Source organism: Streptomyces albus subsp. chlorinus, from assembly GCF_013302895.1.
Lineage (GTDB): Bacteria > Actinomycetota > Actinomycetes > Streptomycetales > Streptomycetaceae > Streptomyces > Streptomyces chlorinus.
The window spans coordinates 6,974,283-6,981,226 of record NZ_VJOK01000001.1; the positions used below are offsets into that span (position 1 = coordinate 6,974,283).

The window sequence follows — 6,944 nt, forward strand, 5'->3', positions numbered from 1 at the left end:
AACTGGCCCGCCGCGCCCGGCGAGACGGACAGGTCCCGGGAGAGTTCGGGCAGGACGCCGGCGATGACGTAGTCGTCGGTGTAGAACACCAGCGCTGCGGCGGCGAGCGCGAGCAGCCAGCGGGGCATGCGGGTCTCCTGGAGTGGTCGGAAGGGGGGCCGTCGCCCCGCGCCGGGCCGGGGCGGTGCGGGGCCGGCGCGGGGCCGTCCACCCCGGCCGGTTCCGGCCCGCGCGGAAAGTAGCACGGGCGCGTGAGCGGGTTCGACGCGTTATTTCCGGCCGCCCGCCCGGCCTTCCAGGGCCCGTGCCCGGCGCGCTCCGGCTTCCCGCGAGTTTTCCGGGCGATCGTGCGGGTGCGTCCCGCCCTCCGCGCGAGACGGGAGGAAAGGGGGTAAACCATTGTCGTATGGCTTCGAAGCGGCTGATGCGGCCGATGCGGCCGAGACGGCTGAGACCCCCGTGGAAGCGGCCCCAGCGGCCCCAGCGGCCCCAGCGGCCCCGCCGGCACCGGCGTTCCGGCGCTGGGCGGCGCCGTTCGCCGCTCGCGCTGCGCAGCGTCGCGGGACAGATGTTCGTCCTGCAGCTGGCCATCGTCCTGCTGCTGGTGGTCGCGGCGGCGGTCGTCCTCGCCTGGCAGGCGCGCGAGGCGGACGTCCGCAGCGCCCGGGAACGCTCCCTGGCCTGCGCGGCGACTCTGGCCGTCACCCCCTCGACCTCGGCCGCCCTGCGCTCCGCCCGGCCGACCGGGCGGCTGCAGCCGGTGACCCCGCGGGCGGTCCGCGCCTGCGGGATCGACTACGTCGCGATCCTCGACCGGAAGGGCATCCGCCGCTCCGACCCCCTCCCCGGGCTCATCGGTGAACGGGCCGACGGGAACTTCGGCCGGGCGCTCGCCGGCCGGACGTACACCGAGCAGTTCCGGGGCGAACTCACCGACTCGGTACGGGCCGTCGTCCCCGTACGGGGCCCCGGCGGGCGGGTGGTGGGCATCGTCACCGCGGGCGTCGACTTCGCCACCGTCTCGGCGAGGCTGGACCGGGAACTGCCGTGGGTGGCCGTCGGCGCCGTCGGGGCGCTCCTGCTGGCCGCGGCGGGCGCCGGCTTGGTCGGCAGGCGGCTGAACCGGCAGACGCGCGGCCTGGGCCCGGCGGAGGTGACCCGCATGTACGAGCACCACGACGCGGTCCTCCACTCGGTGCGCGAAGGCGTCCTCGTCCTCGACGGGGACCGCAGGCTGCTGCTCGCGAACGACGAGGCGCAGCGGCTGCTGGACCTGCCGGGCGGGGCGCAGGGGCGGACGGTCGCCGAGCTGGGGCCGGCGTCCGGTGTGGGGGACCTGCTGGCCTCGGGGCGCACCGCCACCGACGAGGTGCACGTGGTCGGCGGCCGGCTGCTGGCGGTCAGCCAGCGTCCCACGGGGGAGCGGGGCGGCCCCGCGGGGAGCGTGGCCACCTTCCGCGACACCACCGAACTGCGCGAGGTGGCGGGCCAGGCGGAGGTCGCCGCCCAGCGCCTCGACCTGCTGTACACGGCGGGCCTGCGCATCGGGACCACCTTGGACGTGCGGCGTACGGCGGAGGAACTGGCCGAGGTGGCCGTGCCCCGGTTCGCCGACGTGGCCTGCGTCGATCTCCTCGACCCGGTGATCAGCGGTCAGGAGCCGCTGCCCGACCCCACCGCGGCGACCGTGCGACGGGTGGCGCTGCGGGCCGGGGGCGGCGACCACCCGCTCCAGCCCGTGGGGAGCCTCCCGCACATCCCTCCCGTCGCCGTCCCGCGCGAGCACGCAAAGCATCCTGAGGGCACAGCGTGCACAGCGGGCGCGGAGGGCGTGCGGGGAACAGGGGAGACCGGCGAGCCCGCGGTGCGTCGGGGCGTCGACGGGCACACGGCCGAACCGGGTGCGGGAGCCCGGGAGGTGCGCGCGGTCTTCGCCCCCGACCTGGCCGCCACCACCGAGTGGCGCGGCGCCGACCCCGAGGGGGCGGCACGCGTGCTGCGGGCGGGGTTCCACTCGTTGATCACCGTTCCGATGCGGGCCCGTGGCACCGTTCTCGGACTGGCCGGTTTCTGGCGTCGCGAACAGCGGCCGTTCCAGCCGGAGGACCTCGCCTCCGCCGAGGAACTGGTCACCCGCACAGCGGTGTGCGTGGACAACGCCCGCCGCTACGCACGTGAGCACGGCATGGCCGTCACGCTCCAGCGCAGCCTGCTGCCGGGCCGGCTGCCGGAGCAGAACGCGGTGGGCGCCGCCTACCGCTACCTGCCCGCCCAGGCCGGAGTCGGCGGGGACTGGTTCGACGTCATCCCGCTGCCCGGCGCCCGCGTGGCACTGGTCGTCGGCGACGTGGTCGGCCACGGGCTGCACGCGGCGGCCACCATGGGCAGGCTGAGGACCGCGGTGCACAACTTCTCCTCGCTCGACCTGCCGCCCGACGAACTCCTCGCCCACCTGGACGAACTGGTGGCCCGCATCGACCAGGACCCCACCCGCGGCCCGGAGACGGAGGCGGTCACCGGCGCCACCGTGCTGTACGCCCTCTACGACCCCGCCTCCGGCCGGTGCCACCTTGCCAGGGCCGGACACCCGCCGCCCGTGCTCGCGCACCCCGACGGGACCACCCGCGTCCTGGCGGCGCCCGCCAACCTGCCGCTCGGACTGGGCACCTCCCCGTTCGAGACGCACACCGTGACGCTGCCCGAGGGCAGCCGGCTCGTCCTCTACACCGACGGCCTGGTCCGGCTCCGCACCCGCGACCTCGACGACCGTCTGGACCTGCTGCGCTCCACCCTCGCCGGGTCCGACGACGACCCCGGGCACACCTGCACAGCCCTGCTCGACGCCCTGCTGCCGGACCGCTCGGAGAGCGACCGTGACGACATCGCGCTGCTCGTCGCCCGGACCCGGCGGCTCCCGCCCGACCGGATCGCCCAGTGGGAGGTGCCCAGCGACCCCGAGGCCGTCGCCCCCGTCCGCACCGCCTGCAGGGAGCGGATGACCGCTTGGGGGCTGGGGGAGACCGCGTTCACCGCGGAACTCCTCCTCAGCGAACTGCTCACCAACGCCATCCGCCACGGCGAACCCCCGGTCACCGTACGGCTGCTCTGCGACCGGTACCTGACCTGCGAGGTCTCCGACAGCAGCAGCACCGCCCCGCACGTCCGCCGGGCGACCACGGTGGACGAGGGCGGGCGCGGCCTGTTCCTCATCGCCCAGCTCGCCCGCCACTGGGGCATTCGGTACGGCCCGCACGGCAAGACCATCTGGGCCGAACTCCCGCTCACCGGTGGCCGGGGCGAGCACACGGACGAGCCACCTGTCGTGTGATGCCCGGCCCCCGGCACCCGTCTCCCGCCCTCCGCTCCTGGCGGCCCGTCACCCCGCCGGGAAGGCGAGGGTCAACGCGAACCGGCCACCGGTGTCGGTCCACGACCGCGCCGGCCGCCAGCCGCACGCGGTGAGTTCACCGGCCAGCCCCGCGAGGCGGAACTTGGCGGAGATCTCGGTGCGCAGCTCCTCGCCGGCCCGGAAGTCGAAGCTCGCCTCCAGCGCGGGCACCTTCACGGTCAGCGCGGTACGGGCCCGCAACCGCATCTCGATCCACTCCCGGCCGGGGTCCCACACGGCGACGTGGTCGAAGTCGTCCGGATCGCAGTCGGCCCCCAGCTCACGGGCCAGCACGCGCAGCACGTTCTTGTTGAACCGCGCCGTCACGCCCCGGGCGTCGTCGTACGCGGCCACCAGAACGGCCGGATCCTTCACCAGATCGGTGCCCAGCAGCAGGGCGTCACCGGGTTCCAGCCGGGCCCGCAGCCGCCTCAGGAAGCGGGCGCGTTCCGCGGGCAGCAGGTTGCCTATGGTGCCGCCGAGGAACGCCACCAGGCGCGGGCCCGGCGAGGCGGGCGTCTCCAGCCCCCTCTCGAAGTCCGCGACCATGGCGTGCACCCTCAGCCGCGGCCGCTCCGCCAGCAGCAGCCGCCCGGCCGCCTCCAGAGCGGACGGGCTGACGTCCACCGGCACGTACAACAGGTCCTCGGGCAGCGCGTCCAGCAGCAGCCGGGTCTTCGCCGACGACCCCGAGCCCAGCTCCACCAGGGTGCGGGCACCGGTCGGACGGACGATTTCCGCGGCGTGCCGGGTGAGGATCTCCTGCTCGGCCCGGGTGGGGTAGTACTCGGGCAGCGTGGTGATCTCCTCGAACAGTTCGCTGCCCCGGGCGTCGTAGAACCACCTGGGCGGCAGCTCCTTGGGGGCGCGCGCCAGCCCCTCGGCCACATCGGCCGCCAGCGCCGCCGCGGTCGCCCCGGGCGGGAGGGCGCGGGTGAGTGTGAAACGCGGCCCGCCCTCCCACTCCACGGACCCCGTCCCTTTCCTCCCGTTCCCCGCCGACGCGGAACCTCCGTTCGCAGGGCCTCGGCCCCCAGTTTTTCCGCTCACAGCTCCTCCAGCAGGATCAGCTCGACATGTGCGGCGTCTCCGGCGAGTACGTGCCTCTCGGGCACCTGCCGCCAGCCCGGATCCGCGTCGTGCGGTTCCGAGGCGACCGTCAACGACGCGCCTGGCCGGTGCAGGTACCACAGCGACTCGCCCGCCGCTGTCCCGGCCACGGTCCTGCCGTTCGTGAGCAGGAAGTTCAGCCTGGAGCCCGGTGCGGCCCCGGCGAGTTGGACGGCCACCCGGGAGAGGGCCCGCGCCGGTGCGGCACCGTCCCGCAGCCGGTGCCGCACCAGCGCCCAGGCCAGCGCGGAGTCGGTGCGGGCCTCGACCTCCAGCAGCTCCCGCGCGGACAGGGCGCGGGCGGCCACCTCGGACACCGAAGCGGGCCAGCCGGTGACCGCCCCGTTGTGGCTGAACAGCCAGCGGCCGGCGGTGAACGGGGCGACCGCCGCCTCCCCGCCGGCGCAGCCGTCGGTCGCGTCCCGCACCGCCGCCAGGAACGCAGCGGAGCGCACCACCCGGCACAGGTCGGCGAAGGAGGCGTCCGCCCACACGGGGCCGGTGCGGCGGTAGCGGGCGGGCAGCGGATCGCCCTCCGCGTACCAGCCGACGCCGAAGCCGTCCGCGTTCACCGTCCCGTGCCCCTGCCGGCGCGGCGCCCACGACTGCCGTACGAGACAGAACTCGGGCCGCGTCAGCACCTCGCCCAGCGCGCACGCCGGGCCGACGTACGCGAGGTGGCGGCACATCAGTCCCGGCCCTTCGTCCGCCCGGCCCTCACGCCCGCTCCGGCGGCAGCGAGCGGGCGGTGCGGAACCCGGAGAAGATCTGGCGGCGCACAGGGTGGTCCCAGTTGCGGAACGTGGCCCGCGCCACCACCGTGCCCACCCCGAAGCCGCCACCGCGCAGCACCTTGTACGCGGGGCCGAAGAACACCTCCGAGTACTCGCGGTAGGGGAACGCCGTGAAACCCGGATAGGGGCCGAAAGCGTCGGCGGTCCACTCCCACACGTCACCCAGCAGCTGGCGTACCCCCAGTGCCGAGGCGCCGGCGGGGTAGCTGCCGACCGGGGCGGGGCCCAGGTGCCGCTGCCCCAGGTTGGCGTGGTGCGCGGAGGGCGGGGTGTCGCCCCAGGGGAAGCGGCGGCTGCGGCCGGTGGCCGGGTCGAAGCGGGCGGCCTTCTCCCACTCGGCCTCCGAGGGCAGGCGCCGCCCCGCCCACCGGGCGTACGCGTCCGCCTCGTACCAGCTCACGTGCAGCACGGGCTCGTCGGCGGGCACCGGCTCCCGCACCCCGAAGCGGCGGCGCCACCAGCCGCCCGCGCCGTCGTCCCGCCAGAACAGCGGGGCCCGCCAGCCGTGGCGGCGCACCTGCTGCCAGCCCGCCGGATGCCACCAGCGTTCCCGGTGGTAGCCGCCGTCCTCGATGAACCGCTGATAGGCGGCGTTGCTGACCGGCAGCGTGTCGATCAGAAAGGCGGGCAGCTCGCGGCGGTGGGCGGGGCGCTCGTTGTCCAGCGCCCAGGGGTCGTCGTCGGTGCCCATGGTGAACGGACCGGCCGGCACGAGCACCTCGGACGGGAGCGAGGCCGCGTCCAAAGGCGCGGGCGGGGGCGGGGGAGCGGTCAGCGCGGCCGGGCCGCGGCGCAGCTGGTGGGTGATCAGCATCGTCTCCGCGTGCTGCTGCTCGTGCTGGGCGATCATCCCGAACGCGAAGCCGTGGTCGAGCAGCCGTCCGGCGCCCGCCAGCCGCGCGCCCTCCAGCACGTCGAGGGCCCGGCCGCGTACCTCGGCCAGATAGCCGCGGGCCTCGCCGGGCGGCAGCAGCGGCAGGGCAGGGCGCGTGGCGCGGGGGTGCTCGAACGCGTCGTAGAGCGAGTCGACCTCGGGGCGGAGCGCCGCCAGACCACCGGCGGCGCGCAGCAGCCACTGCTCCTCCTGGTTCGCGATGTGTGCCATGTCCCACACCAGCGGGGACATCAACGGGGAGTGCTGCGCGGTCAGTTCGCCGTCCTCGACGCAGTCGGCCAGCCCGAGGGTGCGCTCCCGCGCCACCGCCAGCGCCTCCCGTGCCAGCGCGCGCGGCGTGGCGCCGCCGTCCGTTGTCTCAACCGTCATGGGACCTCTCCTTTCCCGCGGGGCCCGGGAGCGCGGGCCCCGCGGCGGGCGGGGGAGCGGCGGCCGGGACGCCGCACGCGTCGAGGGTGTCGTCGGCGGGGCAGCGGCCCCGCGCCACATAGCGGGCGGTGAACTCGTCCACGGCCGCGACGACGGCCGGGCCGGCCCCCAGCCGGGGCAGCGCCTCACGGGCGGCGGCGAAGCACGTCACGGCGACCGCGTGCAGCTCCGGATCGCTCATCCCGTGCTTGGCGGCACGCTGCCACAGGGCGTTGCGCGGCGCCGGAGTGCGGGCCGCTACGGCGGCCAGCGGCCGGACGGCCCGGTAGGCGGCCTCGGCCGCCACCGCGTCGTCGAACAGGGCGGTCGTCACGGCGAGCGGCACGAT

At 75.8% G+C, this 6,944-nt stretch carries 4 protein-coding genes and 1 pseudogene; 1 reads left to right on the forward strand and 4 read right to left on the reverse strand.

Annotation, left to right across the window (positions count from 1 at the left end; all coding sequences use genetic code 11):
• The first annotated feature begins 568 nt into the window (after positions 1 to 568).
• Complete coding sequence (locus FM076_RS30245) at positions 569 to 3,328, forward strand: SpoIIE family protein phosphatase (RefSeq protein ID WP_243274682.1); 2,760 nt, start codon at positions 569 to 571, stop codon at positions 3,326 to 3,328.
• 48 nt (positions 3,329 to 3,376) lie between these two features.
• Here the strand turns inward: FM076_RS30245 and egtD are convergent, their stop codons facing one another.
• From egtD to FM076_RS34380, 4 genes and pseudogenes are all read right to left on the reverse strand, one after another.
• Entirely contained in the window at positions 3,377 to 4,357 is a 981-nt protein-coding gene (egtD, locus tag FM076_RS30250; protein ID WP_173874016.1) for an L-histidine N(alpha)-methyltransferase, read from the reverse strand.
• Positions 4,358 to 4,434: 77 nt separating this feature from the next.
• The gene (egtC, locus tag FM076_RS30255) at positions 4,435 to 5,187 is read right to left on the reverse strand and encodes an ergothioneine biosynthesis protein EgtC (RefSeq protein ID WP_173874017.1); all 753 of its coding nucleotides are present in this window, start codon (positions 5,185 to 5,187) and stop codon (positions 4,435 to 4,437) included.
• A 28-nt stretch (positions 5,188 to 5,215) separates the two neighbouring features.
• Entirely contained in the window at positions 5,216 to 6,556 is a 1,341-nt protein-coding gene (egtB, locus tag FM076_RS30260) for an ergothioneine biosynthesis protein EgtB (RefSeq protein WP_173874018.1), read from the reverse strand.
• Positions 6,546 to 6,944 (reverse strand): annotated as a pseudogene (locus FM076_RS34380) (ergothioneine biosynthesis glutamate--cysteine ligase EgtA); the annotation flags it as partial. The pseudogene FM076_RS34380 and the gene egtB, both read right to left, overlap by 11 nt.

Bases quoted from the DNA above. Each gene is read 5' to 3' on its own strand.
- egtB (WP_173874018.1), bottom strand. From the start codon at position 6,556: ATGACGGTTGAGACAACGGACGGCGGCGCCACGCCGCGCGCGCTGGCA.
- egtC (WP_173874017.1), bottom strand. From the start codon at position 5,187: ATGTGCCGCCACCTCGCGTACGTCGGCCCGGCGTGCGCGCTGGGCGAG.
- FM076_RS30245 (WP_243274682.1), top strand. From the start codon at position 569: ATGTTCGTCCTGCAGCTGGCCATCGTCCTGCTGCTGGTGGTCGCGGCG.